This window comes from Oryzihumus sp. (assembly GCF_054325275.1).
The window spans coordinates 1-18,407 of the sequence record NZ_JBTCWL010000072.1 but is presented as its reverse complement, the minus strand read 5'-3'; the positions used below and the strand labels follow the sequence as shown (position 1 = coordinate 18,407).

Below are 18,407 nucleotides of genomic sequence, written 5' to 3'. Positions count from 1 at the left end.
CCCACCGAACACCCCGAAACCCGCGTTTCGGGGCCGGTGCGGCCCCGAAACGCGGGTCAGGCGGTGTCCTCTTGAGGGAAGGTGGAGACGTCAGCCGCGCTTGACGAAGCCCTCCTGGACGAGCCAGTCCATCGCCACCTTGGCCGGGTCCTGACCGTCCACGTCGATCTTGGCGTTGAGGTGACGCAGCGTCGTGTCGTCGAGCTTGGCCGCCACGGGGGCGAACAGCTTCTCGATCTGCGGGTTCTTGCTCAGCACCGGCTGACGGACGACCACCGCGACGTTGTACGCCGGGAAGAACTTGCGGTCGTCCTCCATGACCTTGAGGTTCAGCGACTGGATCCGGCCGTCGGTCGTGTAGACCTCACCGAAGTTGCACTGGCCCTGCGCGGTCGCCTCGTAGATCGCGCCGGTGTCCAGGGTCTTGACGTTGCCGCGCGGTACCGCGGACCCCAGCGGCACGCCATACCGTTTGAGCATCGGCTGGAAGCCGTCGTTGCGGCTGGCGAACTCCGACTCCACGCAGAACGTGCGCTCCTTCGGCGGCACCTTGCTCAGGTCGGAGAGCTTGCTGATGCCGAGCCTCTTGGCCGTCGCCGCCGTCGTCGCGAACCCGTAGGTGTTGTTCATCGGCGCGGGCTTGAGCCAGGCGAGCTTGTTGGCCTTGAGGTCGGCGTCCCGGACCGAGCTGTACTGCTTCTCCCGGTCGGGGATGCCGTTCGCGTGGCCGAGGTAGGAGATCCAGGCGGTGCCGGTGTACTCCCACTCCAGGTCGATCTGGCCGGAGACCTGGGCCTGGCGGGCGCTGGCGCTGCCGGGGATGTTGGTCAGGTCGGTGACCTTGGCGCCGTTGGCCTGCAACAGGATCCCGGCCATCTTGCCGAGGAGGATCTGCTCGCTGAAGTTCTTCGAGCCCACCGAGATGGCGGTCCCGGTCATCGGCTTGACGTCCTTCTCCGGCCCGGCCAGCGTGGCGGCGGGCAGGAACCCGCCACTGGTCTGCAGGCCGCAGCCGGAGAGCAGGGCGCCGGCTGCGAGAGCAGCGACAGCAGGTATGCCGGCCCGCTGTGTGAGTCGCGCGCGGCGGCTGGTGCGGGCGGTCATGAGGTGAGCCCCTTCGGTCGGACGATCTCCTCGATGACGTGGCCGGCCCAGTCGACGGCGAGCGCGAGCAACGCGACGAGTACGGCGCCACTGACGAGGATCGGGTAACGGAACAGGGTGATGCCGGTGACGATCAGGCTGCCCAGGCCGCCCGCGTTGATGAACGTGGCCAGCGTGGCCGTGCCCACCAGCAGGACGAGGGCGGTGCGGATGCCGGCCGCCATGACGGGGACGGCGAGCGGCAGCTCGACCTTGAACAGCACCGCGATGCTGGACATGCCCATGCCACGGCCGGCCTCCACCAGGGTCCGGTCGACCTGGTTCAGCCCGACGATGGTGTTCTGGAGAACGGGCAGGATCCCGTAGAGCGCCAGGGCGATGACAGCGGTCTGGAAGCCGAAGCCGACCCACATGGCGAGCAGCACGATGAGGCCGATGGCCGGGGCGGCCTGGCCGGCGTTGGCGACGCCGACCACGGCGGTCGAGGCGCGGCGGAAGCGGGGCCGGGTCAGCACGATCCCCAGGGGGATCGCGACGACCAGCACGACCGCCGCCGCGACGGCCGTCACCTCCAGGTGCTGCACCGCGAGCGTGTTGATCTCGGACCACGCCAGCTGGCGGGACTCGATGCTGTCGAGCGTGGCGGTGCTGCGCCACAGCACCCAGGCGCCGAAGGCGATCAGGATGGCGACCGGCTGGATCAGCAGCCGGCGACGGGTCGGACTCACTGGGGGCCCTCCTCCGCGGTCGGGGGCACCTCGGCGTGCTGCTGGAGGACCTCCGCGGCCAGGGCGGCCTCGGCCTCGGCGTGGTTCGGCGCCGCGGGGCGCTCGAGCTCGGCGGCCTCGGACATGGCCTGCTCGGCCTGCTCACGGGTCTCCTGCAGCAGGTTGACCAGCGCGCCGATGCGCACGATGCCCAGGTACTCGTCGCGGCGGCCGGTGACGACGACGCCGCCGTGGCCGGAGACGAGCATGGTGTCGAGCGCGTCGTTGAGGGTGGCGCGACGGTCGACGGTGACCAGGTCGTGGTTCTCCTCGGAGATCACCGGCTGGTCCTCGATGGCGCGCAGCCAGTCCCAGCGCAGCGGGCGGCGACGCTGGTCCAGGACCACCACGGCGCGGTGGCCGTTGGTGCGGGCCCGCCGGAGGACCTCGGGGCCGGACTCGCCGACCGTGGCGGTCGTGGTCTGCTCGAGGTCGATCTCGCCGACCCGGCTCAGCGTCAGCTGCTTGAGCGTGGAGCCGGCGCCGATGAAGTTCTCCACGAAGCGGTTCGCCGGGGCGGCGAGGATGTTCGCGGGGGTGTCCAGCTGGGCGATCTCGCCGCCCTCGCGCAGGATCGCGATCTGGTCACCGAGCTTGACGGCCTCGTCGAAGTCGTGGGTGACGCAGACGATGGTCTTGCGCAGCTCCTCCTGGATGGACAGGAGCTCGTCCTGGAGGCGCTGGCGGGTGATCGGGTCGACGGCGCCGAACGGCTCGTCCATGAGGATCACGGGCGGGTCGGCGGCCAGGCCGCGGGCGACGCCGACACGCTGCTGCTGCCCACCGGAGAGCTCGCGCGGGTAGCGGTTGCGGTAGCGGGCCGGGTCCAGCCCGACCAGGTCGAGCAGCTCGTCGACCCGCTCGGTGATCCGCTTCTTGTCCCACCCCAGCATCTGGGGAACCATCGCGATGTTCGCGGCGACGGTCATGTGCGGGAAGAGGCTGCCGCCCTGGATGACGTAGCCGATGTGACGGCGCAGCTCGTCCGCGTCCTTGGCGCGGGCGTCCTCGCCGCCGATCAGGATCTGGCCCGAGCTGGGCTCTATCAGGCGGTTGATCATCTTCAGCGTGGTCGTCTTGCCGCAGCCCGAGGGCCCGACGAGCATGAGGATCTGGCCTGCGGGAATGTGCAGGTTGACGTCCTCGACCGCGGCCTTCTTCTGGCCCGGGTAGCGCTTGGTGACGCCGACCAGCTCGATGTCGACGCCGCTCACGGCGTCGTCGGTAGCGGTGGCGGTGGTGGTGGGCGTGATGGTCTGGGTGGTGGTCATGTCAGGCACGGATCCCCCTGGGGGTCGTGACGCGCTGGAGCAGCACCAGCAGGCCGTCGAGGACAAGGGCGAGGATGACGACTCCGACCGTCCCGACGACGGCGGACTCGGTGGCCCCGGCGCCACCGAGGCGCGCCAGGCCGTTGAAGATGAAGGAGCCGAGGCCGGGGCCCTGCACATAGGCCGCCACCGCGGCGATGCCCATGCACATCTGGGTCGAGACGCGGACGCCGGCGAGGACCACTGGCCAGGCCAGCGGCAGCTCGACGCGCATCAGGGTGCGCGTCCGGCTCATGCCCATGCCACGGGCGGACTCCACCAGGGTGGTGTCCACGCCGTTGAGGCCGACGACGGCGTTGCGCACGATGGGCAGCGCGGCATAGAAGACGATGGCGACGACGGAGGGCAGCACGCCCAGGCCCAGGACCGCGAGCAGGAACGCCAGCAGTGCGAGCGCCGGGACCGTGAGCCCGATGCTGCTGATCCCGTTGGCCAGGCCGGCGAGCCTGGGGATGCGGTGCACGAGCACCGCGACGACGAGGGCCAGGACGGTCGCGATGGCGACGCTCTGCACGACGAGGCTGACGTGCTGGTAGGCCCCGAACATCAGCGCATCGCGATGTTCGGAGATGAACTCCCACATGGAATTGGCCGATCCTTCCCGGGCCTCCTCGGCGAAGGCCCTGTACGGCAGGCGGCCACTCACCCTAGGGACGAACCGGCGAGGTCCTGAAAGTTGAACTCAGGTCGCCGGGCCGTTACGCGCGCGTGTACGCGGGCGCGCGCCCGCGCGCCCTGATGACGACGCGAGGAGGTGTGGCCAGGGCCACGCCTCGGGCTGGGAACTGGGGGTCGGGGACGAAACGGGCGTTCCGGACATCCGTGTCAGCGACGCCGGGGCGGGGACCGCCGGCGTCACCGAGGGGCGTCCGGCAGGGGGAGCGGCCGCCGTGGTTTCTGGTGCAGGGTGACCCGATGGTAGCCCGCAGATACCCCTGCGCACAGCCCCTGAACAGGGACTTTGGTCCCGCGGAGGGTCTCCCGGGGCGGTTGTGGTCAGTGAGGCGGAAGCACGTCCTTCTGGGCCGGGAGCTGGTCCTGGCGCACGATGCCGATCGGGCAGGACATCCCGTTGGGGCCGTGGTTGCAGTAGCCGCCGGGGTTCTTGTGGAGGTACTGCTGGTGGTAGGCCTCGGCGTAGTAGAACGCCCCGGCGTCCGACGCCGGCCGCAGCTCTGTGGTGATGTCGCCGTGGCCGTGCTCGCGCAGGACGCCCTGGAAGGCCTCGCGGGTGTCGCGCGCCGCGGCCTCCTGGTCCGGGGTGGTCCAGTAGACCGCCGAGCGGTACTGCGTGCCGACGTCGTTGCCCTGGCGGTTGCCCTGCGTCGGGTCGTGGTTCTCCCAGAATGTCGCCATCAGCAGCTCGGCGCTGATCGTGGAGGGGTCGAACGCCACCAGCACCGCCTCGGTGTGCCCGGTCCGGCCGGTGCACACCTCTTCGTAGGTCGGGTGCGGGGTGAAGCCGCCCATGTAGCCCGCCGCCGTGGTCACCACGCCGGGGAGCTGCCAGAAGATGCGCTCGGCTCCCCAGAAGCAGCCCATCGCCACGTAGAGCACCTGGGTGCCCTCGGGCCACGGGCCCTGCAGGGGGGTGCCGAGGACCTCGTGGGTCTCGGGGACGCGGTAGCTGTAGGCGGGCCGGCCCGGGAGGGCGTCGTCGGCCTGGATCGTCTGTTGCTTGGCGGAACCGAAGAGCACGAACTCAGTCTCACACGGCACGCAACCCCCGGGGTGCGCCGGGGTGCGCGGGGTGCGTCGGTCCCGGGAGCGGCGGCACGGCATACCGGTGCGTGTGGGTGTGGCGTCGCCACACCGGAGGTGAGGACCGGCACATTGGTGCCCTGTGTCAGGAAATTCCGTCCCAGGGGGTTGTGGTGCCGGACAACGGCGTGCAGGATGAAAGCGCTTACATCGGACAAAGGCGACGAAAGGAGGATTCCGTGAGCTCTGCCGAGCCCGGGCGCCGTGCGGCGACCATCTACTCGGTCGCCCAACGAGCGGGCGTCTCGATCGCTACGGTCTCGCGGGTCCTCCAGGGCACGACGAGCACGTCCGAGGGCACCCGGCGCAAGGTCATGCAGGCGGTCGCGGAGCTCGACTACGTCCCGCTGCGGGCCGCGCGCAGCCTGGCCGTGCAGCGGCACGAGGCGCACGGCCTGGTCGTGCCCGAGCTGCGCGGGCCCTACTACGCCGAGCTGCTCACCGGCTACGAGTCGGCTGCGGCCGCGCTCGGGCAGAGCGTGGTCCTGGTCGTCACCGGCCGGCGGGACGACCCGACCCAGGCGGTGCGCGACCTCGCCGGCCGCGTCGACGGGCTGGCCCTGTCCTACTCGACGATCGCCGACCCGGTCGTGCAGTCGCTGGCGCGGACCACCCCGGTGGTCCTCGTCGCCCGGCCGCAGGTGCCCGGCACCGACGCCGTGGTGACCGAGAGCACCGAGAGCGCGCGGGCGCTCACCGCCCACCTGTTCGGCCACGGGCGCACCCACCTGGTCTTCGTCGGTGACCCCGACAGCTCCTCCGACGTGCAGGCCCGCTACACCGGCTTCCGGCTGGCGCACGCCGCCGCCGACATCCCGGTCCGGCGGCCCCCGCTGCGGGTGCCGTTCCTCGAGGCCGCCGGCGTGCAGGTCGCCGAGGAGATCCTGCGCCGCCGGGTCAAGGTCGACGGGCTGGTCTGCGCCAACGACGAGCTCGCCCTCGCGGTGATGAAGCGGCTCGAGGGCAGCGGCGTCCGCGTGCCCGACGACATCGCCATCGTGGGCTGGGACGACGTGATGACCGCCCGCTACATCACTCCCGGCCTGACCACCGTCCGCCAGCCGATGCGCGAGCTCGGCCAGGCCGCGGCGGACCGGCTGCACGAGCGGATCAGCGGCAGGCCGGCCCGCCCCGAGCCGCTCGTGCTCCCCACCGACCTCGTCCTTCGCTCCTCCTGCGGCTGCACCGCGAAGGACCGTGCCACCACGGCAGCCGCGTCAACCCCCACCTCACCCACGACCACCCGGGGCGCCGCCCCACCGAGGAGGAACACCTGATGAGACGTCACCCCCACGTGATCGCCGTCGCCGCCATGGCGACAGCGGCCCTCGCGCTGACCGCGTGCGGCCGCTCGACCGAGACCGCCAGCGGGCAGAGCAGCGCCAAGGACATCAGCTCCGGCAAGGCCACCGGCACCATCAACGTCTGGGCGATGGGCACCGAGGGCGAGAACCTGCCGACGCTGGCCAAGGAGTTCGAGGCGCAGAACCCCGGTGTCACGGTCAAGGTCACGCCGATCCCGTGGGACGCGGCGCACGACAAGTTCACCACCGCGATCACGGCCGGCAAGACGCCGGACGCCGCGATGGTGGGCACCACCTGGATGGGCGAGTTCGCCGGCCAGGACGCCCTGGACCCGACGCCGAAGTCCATCGACTCCGCCTCCTTCTTCCAGGGCGCGCAGAAGACCACCGAGGTGAACGGCACGTCCTACGGTGTGCCGTGGTACGTCGAGACCCGCCTCGTGTACTACCGCAAGGACCTCGCCGCCAAGGCCGGCATCACCACCCTGCCGACGGACTGGGACGGCCTGAAGGCCATGGCCAAGGCCTACCAGTCCAAGGCCCACACCACGTGGGGCATCAACCTGCAGGCCGGCAAGACCGGGTCGTGGCAGACGATCATGCCCTTCGGCTGGTCCAACGGCGCCAAGATCGCCACCGACGACCAGAAGAAGTTCACCTTCGACAGCCCGCAGCTCGCGGAGGCCGTGAAGTACTACCAGAGCTACTTCACCGAGGGCCTCTCGCCCAAGGAGCTGCCGGACGGCCAGCTCGAGCAGGACTTCGTCAACGGCTCGATCCCGATGTTCATCTCCGGCCCGTGGGAGATGGGTGCGGTCGAGAAGCTCGGCGGTGCCGCCTTCAAGGACAAGTACGGCGTGATGCCCATGCCGAAGAAGGTCAGCGCGACCTCCTTCGTCGGTGGCTCCGACTTCGCCGTGTTCAAGGCCTCCAAGAACCGCGACAGCGCCTGGAAGTTCGTCAAGTGGCTGTCGGACCCCGCGACCCAGACGAAGTGGTACAAGCTCTCCACCGACCTGCCGTCGGTCCAGAGCGCCTGGTCCGACCCGAGCCTGTCGGGTGACGAGAAGCTGAAGGCCTTCGGCGAGCAGCTCAAGGACGCCCAGGCCCCGCCCGCGATCGCCACGTGGGAGCAGGTCGCCGCAGCGTTCGACGACGAGATGGAGAAGGTCACCAAGACCGGCTCCGACCCGGCAGCCGCCCTCAAGACGGTCCAGGCCAAGGCCGAGTCCATTGGCACGGGTAGCTGACACCCTGCGGCCCGCGACGGTGACGCCCGCCCCCGGGGCGTCACCGTCGCCCTCCCGCGGGCGGTCCTCGGGCCGCTCGCGGCAGGGGCGGGCCGCGTGGGTCCTCGCCCTGCCGTTCTGCCTGCTCTTCACCGTCTTCACCGCGTGGCCGGTGCTGTCCTCGCTCTACATGAGCTTCACGGACATCAAGCAGCGGGACCTGCACTCGCCGTTCTCGGTGAACCCGGTCGGGTTCGACAACTACGCCAAGGTGCTCTCGGACCCGACGTTCCGGCAGGCGGCGTTCAACACGGCGTACTTCGTCGTCGTCGGCGTGCCGCTCACGCTGGCGGTCGCGCTCCTCGCGGCGCTGGCCCTGGACAAGGGAATCACCCGCTTCCGCGGGCTCTTCCGGGTCGGCTACTACATGCCCGTCGTGACCTCGATCGTCGCCGTCGCGGTGGTCTGGCGGTTCATCCTCCAGCCCGACAGCGGTGTCCTGAACACCATGCTCGGCTGGGTGGGCATCCAGGGCCCGGACTGGCTCGGCTCGACCACGTGGGCGATGCCCTCGCTCATCGTCATGGCGACGTGGCGCAACTTCGGCACCGCCATGGTGATCTTCCTGGCCGGCCTGCAGTCGGTGCCGGCGCTGCTGCACGAGGCGGCCGCGATCGACGGCGCCGGACCGTGGCAGCGGTTCCGCCACATCACCCTGCCGATGCTGCGCCCGACGATCCTGTTCGTCAGCGTCACCACCGGCATCGGCTACCTGCAGTTCTTCGAGGAACCGTTCGTCATGACCGACGGCGGCCCGCTGAACTCCACCATGTCGATGTCCATGTACACCTACAAGCAGTTCGGCTTCGGCAACTACGGCTTCGCGTCGGCCATGAGCTACGTGATGTTCGTCGTCATCGTCGCGCTGACCGCACTGCAGTTCCGCGCCCTGCGGTCCAACACCTGAGGCAGGTGCGATCCCGTTGAACGACAACCGAACCCGCAGCCGCTGGTGGCTGTATGCCGTGCTGACCGTCGGCCTCGTCGCCGTCGTCGGTCCCTTCGTGTGGATGCTGCTCGGCAGCTTCAAGGGCGAGGGCGAGCTGCGCCGCGTCCCGCCGACCTGGTGGCCCGAGACCGCGACGCTGGACAACTACACCCAGCTGTTCAGCAAGCTGAGCTTCCCGCGGTTCTTCCTCAACTCCGTGCTCGTCGCCGCCGTCGTCACGCTCGGCAACCTCGTGTTCTGCTCGATGCTCGGCTATGCCCTGGCCAAGCTGGAGTTTCGCGGCAAGAAGGCCGTGTTCGCCCTCGTCATGGGCACGCTCATGGTGCCGGGGATGGTCACGTTCGTGCCGCTGTTCATCCTCGTGGCCAACCTCGGCCTGGTCGACAGCTACCCGGGCCTGATCCTGCCGTTCCTCGTGGCGCCGTTCGGGGTGTTCCTCATGCGCCAGTTCATCCTCGACCTGCCGGACGACCTGCTGGACGCCGGCCGCGTCGACGGGGCCAGCGAGCTGCGGATCTTCCGGCAGATCATCCTGCCGCTGTGCGGGCCGGCCCTGGCCACGCTGGGGATCCTGACCTTCCTCGGCAGCTGGAACAACTTCCTCTGGCCGCTGGTCGTGGCCCAGTCCGAGGACCACTACACCCTCCCGGTGGCGCTCGCGCTCTACTCCACCGGGCAGAACAACACCCAGTACGGCCTGCTGCTGGCCGGCGCCACCGTCATCGTCGTGCCGGTGCTCGTCGTCTTCCTCGCCTTCCAGCGCCGCTTCATCGAGGGCATCGCCAGCACCGGCATCAAGTGACGCGTCCAGCCCGGAACCGTTGACACACAAGGGATCTGACATGAGCAACCGCACGCCCACCCGCCGCCAGCTGCTCGCCGGAGGAGGGGCGGCGCTCGCGGTCGCCGCCTTCACCGGTGCCCGTCCAGCCTCCGCGGCGGTGCCGTTCGCCGGCGCCACCACCTCCGGTGCGCCGGTCACGGCCGCCGGGGACGGCGGCATACCGTCGGCCACGCTCTTGCGCTGGGCCAGGGACACGTGGGCCTCGATGGTCGCGATGACCGACCCCGGCACCGGGCTGGTGTCGGACAACATCGACGGCGCGCTGACCTCCGCAGGCAGCCGCTACACCTCGCCGACCAACATCGGTGGCTACCTGTGGAGCGCCGTCGTCGCGCGCGAGCTCGGCATCATCGGCGCCGCCGAGTGCCACCGGCGGATCGCGCAGACGTTGGCCACGCTCGGGACACTGAAGCGCAACGCCGCGAGCGGGCAGTTCTACAACTGGTACGACGTGACCGACGGCTCGGTGCTGACCACCTGGCCCGAAGACGGCAGCACCGTGCACCCGTTCCTGTCCAGCGTCGACAACGGCTGGCTGGCCGCCGCGCTGATGGTCGTGCGCAGCGCCGAGCCGACGCTGGCCGGCAAGGCCCAGCGGCTGCTCCACGCGATGAACTTCGGCTCCTACTACGACAAGGGCGCCCGCCCGGGTGGCCTGATGCGCGGTGGGTTCTGGGAGACCGAGCAGCCGGGCAGCGTGCGCGGCAACTACCTCGGCGTCGGCCCGGACGTCTACTACACCGGCCACCACTACGACACCACCGTCTCCGAGACGCGGATCGCCAGCTACATCGCGATCGCCCGGGGGCAGGCGCCGCGAGAGCTCTACTACGCGACGTGGCGGACCTTCCCCGACTCCTGCGACTGGTCGTGGCAGGAGCAGAAGCCGGTCGGTGAGCACCGCACCTACCTGGGCCTGGATGTCTTCGAGGGCGCCTACACCTACCGCGGGATGCGCATCGTGCCCGGCTGGGGTGGCTCCATGTTCGAGGCGCTCATGCCCGACATGTTCGTGCCCGAGGAGACGTGGGCGCCGCGGTCGTGGGGCGTCAACCACCCGCTGACCGTGCGCGCGCACCGCGAGTTCGGCCTGGACGACGCGCAGTTCGGCTACTGGGGCTTCTCCCCGGCGAGCAGGCCGGGAGGTGGCTACGACGTCTACGGCGTCGACCTGATCGGCCTCAACCCCGACGGCTACCCGGCCGACCTGCAGGGCACCAACGTCGACATCGGCTTCGAGGGCTGCCGCGAGGGGACCAACCCGCACCCGGCGTTCGGCGACGGGGTCGTCACGCCGCATGCCTCCTTCCTGGCGATGATGCACGAGCCGGCCGAGGCCGTGGCCAACCTGACCCGGATCGAGCGCGACCTGGGGGCCTACGGCCGCGGCGGCTTCTTCGACGCGGTCGCGGTGCGGTCCGGGACCATCGCGCGGCGCTACCTCTCGCTCGACCAGGCCATGGTGCTCGGCTCGATCGGCAACGTCCTGGCCGACGACGTCATCCGCCGCCACTTCGTGCGCGGCGAGGTCCAGGACGTCATCAAGCCGCTGATCGGCCTGGAGGAGTTCGGCGCCGGCGCCGCGTCCTGAGACATCCCGGCGACGGGGCGCGGCGCTTGCTAGCGTCCGCGAGGTGCACAGGCCCGCGCCCCGTCGCCTCACCCGCCGGCTCGTCCAGCTGTATGCCGGGCTGGTCACCTTCGCCCTCGGCGAGGCCATGGTCGTGCAGGCCCACCTGGGCATCCTGCCGTGGGACGTCCTGCACCAGGGCCTGGTCCACCAGCTCGGGCTGACCATCGGCCAATGGTCGGTGATCGTCGGCGCCGTGGTGCTGCTGGCGTGGCTGCCGCTGCGCGAGCGCCCGGGCCTGGGCACGGTCAGCAACGTCTTCGTCATCGGCTTCAGCCTCGATGCGTTCATCGCGTGGCTGCCCGTGGCGCACGCGCTCCCGGCCCGCGTGCTGCTCCTGCTGGGAGGAATCCTGCTCAACGGCGTGGCCACCGCGGCATACATCGGGGCGCGCCTGGGTCCGGGGCCGCGTGACGGGCTGATGACCGGGCTGGTCCGGCGCACCGGCGGTTCGGTGCGGGTCGTCCGCACTGCGATCGAGGTCGCCGTCGTCGTCGTCGGCTGGCTGCTCGGCGGCAACCTCGGCCTGGGCACGGTGCTGTTCGCGGTCGCCATCGGGCCGGTGGTGCACGTGTTCCTGCCGCGCCTGACCGTCCCCGGCGGCCCCGGCCCCGCCACCCACTGAAAGCACCACCGAACGCACCAAATCCGCCGTCTCGAGCCCTGGTGGGGCCGGAACAGCGGATTTGGTGCGTTCAGGTCGGGTGTGACCGGGTCAGGCGGGGGTGACCTCCAACGGTCCGGCGCCCGGGCGGGAGACGACCCGGACGGTCCCGCCGTCGCGCTCGACCGTGTAGGCGTCGGTCTCGGGGACCTCGCGGTCGGTGCGCAGCACGACCACCGTGGCGGTGGGGTTGCAGGCGTGGCCCAGGCCCGGCCCGAACGCGACCGAGTCCTCGCCGGCGGAACGGATCTCGGCGTTGGCCCACTCGATCCGCGCCCACGGCAGGTCCAGGCCCAGGGGGAGCATGAACCCGCTGCGCGGCGGGAGGACCAGGTCCTGGCCGTCGTGCAGGTCCTGGCCGTCGAGGGCCAGGCGCACGCTGGGGGTGTAGCCGGTGATGTTGAGCAGGTGCACCAGCCGGTGCCCGTCGGTGTCGGCGGTGGTGGTGGCGTAGACCCCCGGCACGCTGGACTCGACGCGCAGGCCCGGGTGGGCGCCCAGCCGGCGTAGCGCCCGGCCGAAGAGGTGGGTCGAGGGCAGCACCTCGGCGGACAGGACCACCGCTCGGCCGGCGCCCAGTGGCACGTCCACGCCGCAGACCCGGCCGGTGGTGTCGGTGAGCACGACGTCGCCGCGCACCGGGTGCAGCTCCTGCCACCAGCCGACCCGCGTCTCCGCCCACGGAGCGGCCCAGCCGTGGGTGACCACCGAAGGATAGGTGTGCGCGCTCTCGCGGACGACCTCGCCGGGGCGCACCCCGAGGGCGTCGGCCAGCACCGTGCACGGGCGGCCCTCGAGGTCCAGGCGCGGCAGCGGGCCGAGCAGGAGCAGGCCACCGCCCCCCTCGACGTGGGCGACGAGGCGTCGCTGCACGTCCGGCGCCAGGTGCCGGCCGACCGCGAGGGCGACCACGCCGCCGGGGCGCGGGTCGTCGTGCTGCAGGTCGACGGCGCCGAAGCGGTAGCCGTCGAGCAGGAGCGAGCGGCCGAGGGCCTTGCGCTGGCCTGCACCGCGGTGCGCCGACAGGTCCTCGACGACGTCGCGCATCACCGCGCTGTCGGGGTGGTGGTACTCGGTCATGTAGGAGTCGAGGACGAACCCGAGCTGGACGGCGTCGTGCTCCTCGTCCATCCGCGCCAGCCACGGATCGAGGGCGTTGACCGCGTGGACCGCACGCGCGGTCGCCTCGAAGGTCAGGCCCTTCTGCCCCTCGGGCCCGACCGGGGCCGCCGTGCCGTGCCGCTCGCCGGTGAAGCTGATCCGGTCATTGCCGTCGCCGACCGGCTGGTCCAGCGGGCCGTTGATGCCGCCGGCGAAGGGGTAGTAGTTGATGAGCCGGTTGCCCTGCGCCAGGGACAGGCGGGTCTTGAGGTCGACGGTCGCCGGGTCGTAGAGCATCTCGGTGCCGCCGCCGTAGTCACCGGTGCCGGCCTCGAACTCCATCGAGGTGATCGGCTGGTCCTCGTCGTGCACCGCGGCCATGAACGCGTTGAGCACGTAGAGGTCGGTGGTGGTGCTCAGGGTCATGTCGCCCATGTAGTGGTCGGAGCCGGAGAGCATCCCGGGCACCCGCGCATACGTCTGGACGAGCTGGCTGATCCCGATCGGGAACGGCGCACCGTCGCCCCCCGCGGTGCCGTGGATGTTGATGACGAACGGCACCCCCTGCACCCCGTTGGCCTCGGCCATCTCCCGCAGCGCCTGCACGTAGCGGGCGAACCGGTCGCGCATGAAGGTGCCGAGGTCCAGGCGCAGCGCGCCGGCCCACTTCTCCTCGGGGGAGCGGACGGCCGCCGCCCACGCCGCGTCGTCGTCGAGGTCGACCGGGTAGCGGTCGCTGACGGCGGCACCGTGGTGCTCACGCACCCAGCGGCGCAGGTCGTCGAGGAGGTGGTCGGTCAGGTCCGGGGTGTTGCTGACCCACGCCAGCATGCCGACCTCGTTGTCGAGCTGGACGGCGATCACGTTGCCGCCGTTCGGCTGCAGGCGCTGCGCGATCGGCGGCAGCACGGCGTCGAACCAGCGCCGGCACTCGGCCAGGTATGCCGGGGCCAGGTAGTCCACCGTCCGGGTGGTTGCCGGCTTGCCGTCCCAGCCGACGGGCACGATCTCGGGGTGCTCGTCGTAGAGCCGGAACGGCAGGCCCTCGTTCTTCAGCTCGGCCATGATGAACGGCCCGGGGCGGGCGATGAACCACAGCCCCTCCTGGGCACACAGGTCGATGAACGCCGCGACGTCCCGCTCGGGCCGGGTCTCGCCGGTGACGTCGATCCGGCCGTCGGGCAGCTCGTGGACCAGCCACGGGATGTAGGACGCGACCGCGGTGCAGCCGGCCTCCTTCAGCAGCGCAATGCGCTGCGGCCACTCCTCGCGGGGGACGCGGAAGTAGTGGATCTCGCCCGCCATGACGATGCGCGGGACGCCGTCGACCAGGATCTGGCGACGCTGGATCTCGATCATGGGTTTCCTTCTGGCAGAGGGGGTATGCCGGGTGGCTGGGGCAGCGCGCCGGTTCAGTCGGTGACGGTGATGCTGACCCGCCCGCCGCGGCTGGCATCCGGGCCGACCATGAGCACGACCTCACCGGTGTCCACGCGCCGGGTCAGGTCGCGGCCGAAGTAGCCGAGCTGGTCGGCGGTGACGGTGAACCGGGCGGTGCCGGACTGCCCTGGCTCGAGGTCGAGCCGCGCCCAGTCGAGCAGCTCGATGTTGGGCCGGGTGACCTGGGCGACCGGGTCACGGAAGTACAGCTGGACGACCTCGCGGCCGGCGCGCTCACCGGTGTTGGTGACCTCCACGCTGACCTCGAGCGACCCGCCGGCGCGGGACAGCTCGGTGGCGCTGAGTGCCATCTCGCCGTAGGAGAAGGTCGTGTAGCTCAGGCCGTGGCCGAAGGGCAGCCGCGGCAGCACCAGGGCGTCGAGGTAGCGGCCCTCGGTCTTGTCCTGCTCGGGCGTGAGGGTGCGGCTGGTCGGGCGCTGGTGGGTCGAGGTGGGGATGTGCCCGGTGGTGCGTGGGAACGTCATCGGCAGGCGGCCGAAGGGGGTGACGTCGCCGAACACCACGTCGGCCAGGGCGTTGCCGGCCTCGACGCCCGGGTGCCAGGCCAGGATCACGGCGTCGGCGAGGTCGAGCACCGGGCCGAGCTCGAGCGGGCGGCCGGTGTAGACGACCACGACGAGCGGCTTGTCGATGCCGGCCAGCTCGTGCAGCACCTCCAGCTGCCCGGTCGGCAGGCCGATCCGGGCGACCGAGTTGGCCTCGCCGGAGCGCCAGGGGTGCTCGCCGACGACGGCGACGGTGACGTCGGCCTGGCGGACCAGCTGCACGCCACGCTCGCTGAACCGGTTGTCCTGGACCAGGAGCTTGTCGCCCAGTCGCTCGCGAAAGGCGGCCTCCGGGGAGACGACGTCGTCGCCCTTGCCGTCGAGCACCCAGGTGCCCAGCAGGGCCTCGCCCTCCTGCACGAACGGGCCGGTGAGCAGGAGCGTGCCGGGGTCGGCCGGCAGCGGCAGCACGCCGTTGTTGGACAGCAGCACCATCGAGCCGTGCGCGGCCTCGCGGGCCAGGGCCCGGGTCTCCTCGGTGGGGGCGTTGGAGCGCTGGGGCGTGCCGGTGTAGGGCCGCTCGAACAGGCCGAGACGGAACTTCAGGCGCAGCACCCGGCGCACCGAGTCGTCCACCAGGGCGAGGTCGACCTCACCGGACTCGACCAGGTCGGCCAGGTGCGCGGCATACGCGCCGGAGACCATCTCCAGGTCGATCCCGGCCTCGATGCCGTAGATCGCGGCCTCGCGCAGGTCGGCGGCGACGCCGTGGTTCATCAGCTGCCCGACACCGCCCCAGTCGCCCACGACCACGCCGTCGAAGCCCCACTCGTCCTTGAGGACCTCTCGCAGCAGGCGCCGGTTGGAGTGCATCGGCACGCCGTCGACGTCGTTGAAGGACGCCATCACCGTCAGGACGCCGGCGTCGACCGCGTCCTTGAAGGGGCGCAGGTGCAGGTTGCGCAGGGTGTTCTCGCCGACCGACACGGTGTCGTAGTCGCGGCCGCCGGCGGCCAGGCCGTAGCCCACGAAGTGCTTGGCGCAGGCGGCCAGCCGGCCCTTCTCGCCGACCGGTTCGCCCTGGAACCCCCGCACCGCGGCCGCGCCGAGCCGGCCGGACAGGACCGGCTGCTCGCCGAAGGACTCGGCGACCCGGCCCCAGCGCGGCTCCTCGGAGATGTCCACCATGGGGGCGAAGGTCCAGGCCACGCCTTCGAGGTGCGCCTCGTCGGCGGCCACCTCGCAGGCACGCTCGACCAACGACTCGTCCCAGCCGGAGGCCAGGCCGAGCGGGATGGGGAAGACGGTGCGGTGGCCGTGGATGACGTCGCGGCCGAACAGCAGCGGGATGCCGAGGCGGCTCTCCTCGACGGCGATCGCCTGGGCGGAGTCGATGGCCGAGGACAGCAGACCCTCGTCCTTGACGTTGCCGCCGGTGGCGCCGCTGGCGTAGAGGCTGGAGCTGATGGCGCCGTTGCGGATGAGCTCGGCGTCGGCAGCCGGGTCGATGTTGGCGGTCTGGTGCAGCTGGCCGACCTTCTCGGCCAGCGACATGACCGCCAGGAGCGCGTCGACCCGCTCCTCGACCGGCCGGTCGGCGTCGAGCCAGGGGCGTTCTGCGGGGGTGCTCGGGTCAGGGGACATGATCAGGAGATCTCCACGGTGAGGACGTCGTCGGTGCCGGTCAGCGCGGCGCGCAGCGCGGTCAGGTCAACGCTGACGCCGGCGGGGCGGTAGGGGTTGGTGAGCTCGCTCGTGGGCAGGTCAGTGCCGTTGAGGGCCACCCGGGAGGGGCCGCTGGTTCGCCCGCGCACGGCGTACTCCACGCGGACGACGTTGTCGCCCAACGGGATCCGCGCGGTGAGGCCGTCGAGGTCGAGCGGCAGCACGGGGTCGACCTCGAGCCTGTCGCCGCGGCGGCGCAGGCCGAGCACGCACTCCTGCAGCAGCCGCAGGAACAGCCCCGGACCGGAGGAGTAGACCCGCCAGCCGCCCTCGAGCGCGACGTTGCCGGCCATCAGCTCGGGGTAGCGCTCGGCCGCCTCGTAGCGGTCGGCGAAGGCACCGTCGGAGGAGGAGTAGTAGGTCGTCGCCTGCCGCGGCCGGGCCTGCGGAACCCGCTCGGTGATGCCCACGGGGTTGGCCAGGCAGAACGCCTCGAACAGCCGCTCGGCGTCACCGCGGCGAGCCAGTGCCTCGGCGTAGCGCAGGTGGGCGTGGGTGTACATCAGGCCGATCTCGCGGCCCCAGAACGTGCTGCCCTCGGCCCGCTGGAACACCTCCATCGGCCCGCCGCGGTAGGCGGCCGGCTTGTCGAACAGCCGCGCGCCGTCGGGGCCGAGCAGGTGTTCGCGGATCGTGGCCAGGTGGTGGTCGGCCTGCTCGGGGGAGAGCAGGTCGGCCGAGATCGCGTGGATCCAGGGCAGCACGCCGTAGGTGAGGCCGGTCCGCTCGTCGGTGGGGTGGACCAGGTGCTCCACCCGGCCGTCGTCGTGCATCAGGCCGTAGCCGGCCAGCAGCCCGTCGGCGAGCAGGACCTCGTGCATCGCGCCCGCGGTGTCCTCGGCCAGCCGCTCCGCGTCGTCGGCCAGCTCGGCCGCGACCGCCAGCGTGGGCGCGGCCTCGCGCAGCCCTGCCGCGAGCGTGCGCAGCGCGTGCACCTGCAGGGTGGCCGTCCAGGTGGAGACCAACCGCGCCGCGAGCTGCGGGTCGGCCGGCTGGAGCGAGTCGTTCCAGTCGCCGTGGCCGTATGCCGGCAGCGGGCTCCCGGGGACGGTGCACTCCCGGATCCGCGTCAGGGCGCGGCGGGCGTGCGCCAGCGCCGGTGCGGGCTGCGTCGGGCCGTCGTCGCCGACGAACGGGACCTCCGCGGTGAGCAGGCTGCCGTCGCCGCTGGCCAGGAGGTACTCCCCGAGGGCCAGCAGCGGCCAGAAGACGACGTCACCGTGCGACCCGGCCTGCCCGTTCCGGGGGATGGGCGGCAGGAAGTCGAAGGCCTGCGGCCAGTCGCCGCGCTCGTTCTGGGCGCGCAGCACCAGCAGCAGGACCTCGCGCAGGGCGTCGGTGCGGCCGAGGGTGAGCAGCAGGCCGACCGGGCCCTGGCAGACGTCCCGGGTGCCCCAGCCGCCGCCGGTGAACTGCTCCAGGCCGCGTGGGGAGAGGTAGTGGACGAATGCGTCGTGGGCGAACCAGGGCAGCACCCGGTCGAGGTGGGCGACCTCCTGCGCCCGTGCCGACCCCTGCCGGGCCTCCAGTCCGAGGCCGGCCCGGATGCCCTCCCACAGGCCGTCCCCGGCCGCGGCGCGCACCGAGGGCTCGACCACCGCGTCGTCCGGCACCACGTCCGCGGCCAGGGTGAGCCCCCAGGCCGACGCCGGGGCCGTGACGAGGGTGACGAAGGGCAGGCCGCGCGAGGCGCCGTCAGAAAACAGCGTCCCGTCACGGTCCACCTGCTCCACCGACCCCGTGGGCCAGGCAAGGCGCAGGCTCGCGCCCGGCTCGCCGACCGAGGCGCCGGAGGCGTGGCCGTCGATGGCGGGCGCAGCCGGCGCCTGGCCGTCGTCCTCGCCGAGGGCGCTGTGCAACGAGACGAGGAGGCGGCGGGGCTCGCCGTGCAGCACGCGCACGGCGAGCCCGAGCTCGTGGGTGTCGGTGGGTGCCGTGGCCGCGACCTCGAGCAGGAGGTCGTCCGTGGCGTACCACCAGCGGCAGGACCCG

The 18,407-nt window shown here is 71.6% G+C and carries 13 protein-coding genes and 1 pseudogene; 6 read left to right on the top strand and 8 right to left on the bottom strand.

Going from position 1 to position 18,407, the window contains the following annotated elements:
• Positions 1 to 90: 90 nt before the first annotated feature.
• The 5 genes from ACXVGS_RS16005 to msrA all read right to left on the bottom strand — a co-directional run bounded on the left by ACXVGS_RS16005 (position 91) and on the right by msrA (position 4,900).
• On the bottom strand, positions 91 to 1,104 hold the full coding sequence (locus tag ACXVGS_RS16005; protein ID WP_458527994.1) for a glycine betaine ABC transporter substrate-binding protein: 1,014 nt from the start codon (positions 1,102 to 1,104) through the stop codon (positions 91 to 93).
• Positions 1,101 to 1,832 (bottom strand): ABC transporter permease, encoded by a 732-nt coding sequence (locus ACXVGS_RS16000; RefSeq protein ID WP_458527995.1) that lies wholly within the window; start codon positions 1,830 to 1,832, stop codon positions 1,101 to 1,103. Before ACXVGS_RS16000 ends, ACXVGS_RS16005 begins: the two co-directional genes overlap by 4 nt.
• A complete protein-coding gene (locus ACXVGS_RS15995) occupies positions 1,829 to 3,142 on the bottom strand; it encodes an ABC transporter ATP-binding protein (RefSeq protein ID WP_458527996.1) in 1,314 nt (437 codons plus the stop codon). The genes ACXVGS_RS16000 and ACXVGS_RS15995 overlap by 4 nt, the downstream gene beginning before the upstream one ends.
• Position 3,143: 1 nt before the next feature.
• On the bottom strand, positions 3,144 to 3,785 hold the full coding sequence (locus tag ACXVGS_RS15990) for an ABC transporter permease (RefSeq protein ID WP_458527997.1): 642 nt from the start codon (positions 3,783 to 3,785) through the stop codon (positions 3,144 to 3,146).
• A gap of 413 nt (positions 3,786 to 4,198) precedes the next feature.
• Complete coding sequence (msrA, locus tag ACXVGS_RS15985; RefSeq protein ID WP_458527998.1) at positions 4,199 to 4,900, bottom strand: peptide-methionine (S)-S-oxide reductase MsrA; 702 nt, start codon at positions 4,898 to 4,900, stop codon at positions 4,199 to 4,201.
• A gap of 242 nt (positions 4,901 to 5,142) precedes the next feature.
• On the opposite strand from msrA, the gene ACXVGS_RS15980 reads away from it, so the two are divergent.
• From ACXVGS_RS15980 to yczE, 6 genes are read left to right on the top strand one after another with little or no spacing between them, the layout of a single operon-like run.
• Positions 5,143 to 6,240, top strand: coding sequence for a LacI family DNA-binding transcriptional regulator (locus ACXVGS_RS15980; protein ID WP_458534802.1), 1,098 nt, complete (start codon positions 5,143 to 5,145; stop codon positions 6,238 to 6,240).
• Positions 6,240 to 7,517 (top strand): sugar ABC transporter substrate-binding protein, encoded by a 1,278-nt coding sequence (locus ACXVGS_RS15975; protein ID WP_458528000.1) that lies wholly within the window; start codon positions 6,240 to 6,242, stop codon positions 7,515 to 7,517. Before ACXVGS_RS15980 ends, ACXVGS_RS15975 begins: the two co-directional genes overlap by 1 nt.
• Before the next feature lie 19 nt (positions 7,518 to 7,536).
• Positions 7,537 to 8,463, top strand: a complete 927-nt coding sequence (locus ACXVGS_RS15970) for a carbohydrate ABC transporter permease (protein ID WP_458531544.1) — start codon at positions 7,537 to 7,539, stop codon at positions 8,461 to 8,463.
• 16 nt (positions 8,464 to 8,479) lie between these two features.
• The gene (locus tag ACXVGS_RS15965; protein WP_458528002.1) at positions 8,480 to 9,307 is read left to right on the top strand and encodes a carbohydrate ABC transporter permease; all 828 of its coding nucleotides are present in this window, start codon (positions 8,480 to 8,482) and stop codon (positions 9,305 to 9,307) included.
• A 40-nt stretch (positions 9,308 to 9,347) separates the two neighbouring features.
• Positions 9,348 to 10,940 carry a glucoamylase family protein gene (locus ACXVGS_RS15960; protein WP_458537170.1) on the top strand — a complete coding sequence of 531 codons (1,593 nt, stop codon included), beginning with the start codon at positions 9,348 to 9,350 and terminating at the stop codon, positions 10,938 to 10,940.
• 43 nt (positions 10,941 to 10,983) lie between these two features.
• A complete protein-coding gene (gene yczE / locus ACXVGS_RS15955) occupies positions 10,984 to 11,604 on the top strand; it encodes a membrane protein YczE (protein ID WP_458534800.1) in 621 nt (206 codons plus the stop codon).
• Between the two features lie 90 nt (positions 11,605 to 11,694).
• On the opposite strand, the gene ACXVGS_RS15950 is transcribed toward yczE, so the two are convergent.
• From ACXVGS_RS15950 to ACXVGS_RS15940, 3 genes and pseudogenes are all read right to left on the bottom strand, one after another.
• Positions 11,695 to 14,103, bottom strand: coding sequence for a beta-galactosidase (locus tag ACXVGS_RS15950; protein WP_458537169.1), 2,409 nt, complete (start codon positions 14,101 to 14,103; stop codon positions 11,695 to 11,697).
• Between the two features lie 53 nt (positions 14,104 to 14,156).
• Complete coding sequence (locus ACXVGS_RS15945; protein ID WP_458537168.1) at positions 14,157 to 16,334, bottom strand: glycoside hydrolase family 3 N-terminal domain-containing protein; 2,178 nt, start codon at positions 16,332 to 16,334, stop codon at positions 14,157 to 14,159.
• Positions 16,335 to 16,336: 2 nt separating this feature from the next.
• A pseudogene (locus ACXVGS_RS15940) lies at positions 16,337 to 18,407 on the bottom strand (cellobiose phosphorylase); the annotation flags it as partial.

What these genes read in the sequence shown, in the direction of transcription:
- ACXVGS_RS15950 (WP_458537169.1), bottom strand. Translation starts at nt 14,103, where the DNA reads ATGATCGAGATCCAGCGTCGCCAGATCCTGGTCGACGGCGTCCCGCGC.
- ACXVGS_RS15995 (WP_458527996.1), bottom strand. Translation starts at nt 3,142, where the DNA reads ATGACCACCACCCAGACCATCACGCCCACCACCACCGCCACCGCTACC.
- ACXVGS_RS15960 (WP_458537170.1), top strand. Translation starts at nt 9,348, where the DNA reads ATGAGCAACCGCACGCCCACCCGCCGCCAGCTGCTCGCCGGAGGAGGG.
- ACXVGS_RS15945 (WP_458537168.1), bottom strand. Translation starts at nt 16,334, where the DNA reads ATGTCCCCTGACCCGAGCACCCCCGCAGAACGCCCCTGGCTCGACGCC.
- ACXVGS_RS15975 (WP_458528000.1), top strand. Translation starts at nt 6,240, where the DNA reads ATGAGACGTCACCCCCACGTGATCGCCGTCGCCGCCATGGCGACAGCG.
- ACXVGS_RS16005 (WP_458527994.1), bottom strand. Translation starts at nt 1,104, where the DNA reads ATGACCGCCCGCACCAGCCGCCGCGCGCGACTCACACAGCGGGCCGGC.
- ACXVGS_RS15990 (WP_458527997.1), bottom strand. Translation starts at nt 3,785, where the DNA reads ATGTGGGAGTTCATCTCCGAACATCGCGATGCGCTGATGTTCGGGGCC.